Source organism: Streptomyces sp., assembly GCF_035563135.1.
Lineage (GTDB): Bacteria > Actinomycetota > Actinomycetes > Streptomycetales > Streptomycetaceae > Streptomyces.
In genome coordinates, this window is record NZ_DATMVN010000318.1 from 1 (window position 1) to 2827 (window position 2827).

General features: G+C 74.2%; 3 protein-coding genes. 2 read left to right on the forward strand and 1 reads right to left on the reverse strand.

Annotation, left to right across the window (positions count from 1 at the left end):
• Nucleotides 1-54: 54 nt before the first annotated feature.
• Entirely contained in the window at nucleotides 55-570 is a 516-nt protein-coding gene (locus VN520_RS13950; protein ID WP_325747217.1) for a hypothetical protein, read from the reverse strand.
• A 259-nt stretch (nucleotides 571-829) separates the two neighbouring features.
• On the opposite strand from VN520_RS13950, the gene fmt reads away from it, so the two are divergent.
• Entirely contained in the window at nucleotides 830-1762 is a 933-nt protein-coding gene (gene fmt, locus VN520_RS13955) for a methionyl-tRNA formyltransferase (RefSeq protein ID WP_325747218.1), read from the forward strand.
• Between the two features lie 80 nt (nucleotides 1763-1842).
• A partial coding sequence (locus tag VN520_RS13960) for a transcription antitermination factor NusB (RefSeq protein ID WP_325747219.1) occupies nucleotides 1843-2827 on the forward strand: 985 nt, incomplete at its 3' end.

Sequence of the window (2827 nt, forward strand, 5' to 3'; positions counted from 1 at the left end):
CACCCAGCCCTTGCGCTCGGCCTTGTCGGCAGCCGTCGCCCTCAGCCGTCGCCCTCAGCCGTTGTGCGGGCTGGGGAAGGCGCCGGGGCGGTCCGACGGCTGCGGCGGCATCGAGCGGGCCGCGGGTACGGTCGGCAGCAGGGCGGGGGAGGAGCCCGGCGCCGCGGGCACCGCACGGTTCGCGCTCTCGGGAACGGCCTCAGCCGTCCCCGGCTGCGGGGTGGTGCGCCGTGCGCCGTAACGGCGGTGCACCGCCTGCTTGGTGACCCCGAGGGCGGAACCCACCGCGTCCCACGAGAAGCCCAGCGAACGGTCGAAGTCCACCGCCGCTGTGACCAGCGTCTCGACGCTGTCCCGCAGTTCCTGCGCGAGCCGGACCGTCGGGGCCGGTGCCCTGCCGTAGACGACGAAGCCCGCGGACGGGCCGGAGCGGCGCGGACGGTAGACGTTGCCCAGCTGAGCAGTGAGCGTACGCAGTGCGTCCACCTGCCGCCGGACCCGCTCGATGTCCCGCACCAACAGATGCAGACTGGCACGCGCTTGGGCGTCGTGGGTTGCGTGGTCGGCCATGAACAAGCCTCTCGAACCGGCGTTGAAAGGGATCGGACCGCGCGGCGGCGGCCCACTTCGGTCAATCTCACTTGACCAACGCGTCACCCGGCCATGTGGTCACGCAACAGGGGCGTAAGCGCATATGCGCGGGGCGCACGGTCGTGCGTACGCCCCCTGGGGGCCGCCCCGGGCGGGCCGGGCGGGACGCTGCGGGCACCCCCTAGACTGGTGTGCTGCTCGCCACGTACGTTCCGGCCCGAGAGGCAGTCCGCCACCCATGAAGCTCGTCTTCGCAGGCACCCCCGAGGTCGCCGTTCCCGCTCTGGACGCCCTGATCGCCTCCGGCCGCCACGAGGTGGCCGCCGTGGTGACCCGTCCCGACGCACCGGCCGGGCGGGGGCGCCGGCTGGTCGCCAGCCCCGTGGCCGAACGCGCCGAGGAGGCGGGCATCGAGGTGCTCAAGCCCGCCAGGCCGCGCGACGAGGACTTCCTGGCGCGGCTGCGGGAGATCGCACCGGACTGCTGCCCCGTGGTCGCGTACGGCGCCCTGCTGCCCAGGACCGCGCTGGACGTTCCCGCCAGGGGCTGGGTCAACCTGCACTTCTCGCTCCTGCCCGCCTGGCGCGGGGCCGCGCCCGTGCAGCACGCGGTGATGGCCGGGGACGAGGTCACCGGCGCGTCGACCTTCCTGATCGAGGAGGGACTGGACTCGGGACCGGTGTACGGCGTCCTGACCGAGGAGGTCCGGCCCACCGACACCAGCGGGGATCTGCTCACCCGGCTCGCCTTCGCGGGTGCCGGGCTGCTCGCGGCGACCATGGACGGCATCGAGGACGGCACCCTGCACGCCGTCCCGCAGCCCGCGGACGGCGTCACCCTCGCACCCAAGATCACCGTCGAGGACGCCCAGGTGCGGTGGTCCGCGCCCGCGCTGCGGGTCGACCGCGTGGTGCGCGGCTGCACCCCCGCGCCCGGGGCCTGGACCCTCTTCCGCGGGGAACGCCTCAAGCTGGTCCAGGCCGTGCCCGCCCCGGACCGCACGGACCTGGCCCCGGGCGAGCTGTCCGCGGGCAAGAACAACGTCCATGTGGGCACCGGCTCCCACGCCGTGGAGCTCCTCTGGGTCCAGCCGCAGGGCAAGAAGCCGATGAAGGCCGCCGACTGGGCCCGCGGCGTGCGGATCGCCCACGGCGAGCTGCTGGGCCTCTGAGGCCTCGGAACGGGCATGCGGAGGCGGGCGACGTACGCTGGACGGGTTAGCCCCCTCACCATCAGCGGAGCACCTTTCACGTGAACGACCAGCAGCGTCGCCGTCCCGCCAAGCCGCACCGGCGCCCCAGGAAGGACCCGGTCAGGTTCCTCGCCTTCGAGGTGCTCAGGGCGGTCGACGAGCGCGATGCCTACGCCAACCTCGTCCTTCCCCCACTGCTGAAGAAGGCACGCGCGAAGGGCGACTTCGAGGGCAGGGACGCGGCCCTGGCGACCGAGCTGGTCTACGGGACCCTGCGCCGGCAGGGCACCTACGACGCGATCGTCGCCGCCTGCATCGACCGGCCGCTGCGCGAGGTCGACCCCCCGGTGCTCGACGTGCTCAACCTGGGGGTCCATCAGCTGCTCGGCACCCGCATCCCGACCCACGCGGCGGTCTCCGCCAGTGTGGAGCTGGCGCGGGTGGTGCTGGGCGAGGGCCGTGCCAAGTTCGTCAACGCCGTGCTGCGCAAGGTCTCCGCGCACGATCTCGACGGATGGGTGGAGCGCGTGGCGCCCGCCTACGAGGAGGACGCCGAGGAGAACCTCTCCGTCGTCCACTCGCACCCCCGCTGGATCGTCTCCGCCCTCTGGGACGCCCTGGGCGGCGGCCGGGCCGGGATCGAGGACCTGCTGGAGGCGGACAACGAGCGGCCCGAGGTGACGCTGGTCGCCCGTCCCGGCCGCTCGACCCCGCAGGAGCTGCTGGACGCCCTGGGCGAGGAGAGCGGCCTTCCCGGCCGCTGGTCGCCGTACGCCGTGCGGATGGCCGAGGGAGGCGAGCCGGGCGCCCTGGCCGCCGTACGGGACGGCAGCGCCGGTGTGCAGGACGAGGGCAGCCAGCTCGTGGCCGCGGCACTGGCGAACGCTCCGGTCGAGGGCGGTGACACCCGGTGGCTGGACGGCTGCGCCGGTCCGGGCGGCAAGGCCGCGCTGCTCTCGGCTCTCGCTGCCGAGCAGGGCGCCGGCCTCCTGGCCGTGGAGCGCCAGCAGCATCGATCGCGTCTGGTCGCCCGGACCCTCGCCG

Bases quoted from the DNA above. Each gene is read 5' to 3' on its own strand.
- fmt (WP_325747218.1), top strand. From the start codon at position 830: ATGAAGCTCGTCTTCGCAGGCACCCCCGAGGTCGCCGTTCCCGCTCTG.
- VN520_RS13950 (WP_325747217.1), bottom strand. From the start codon at position 570: ATGGCCGACCACGCAACCCACGACGCCCAAGCGCGTGCCAGTCTGCAT.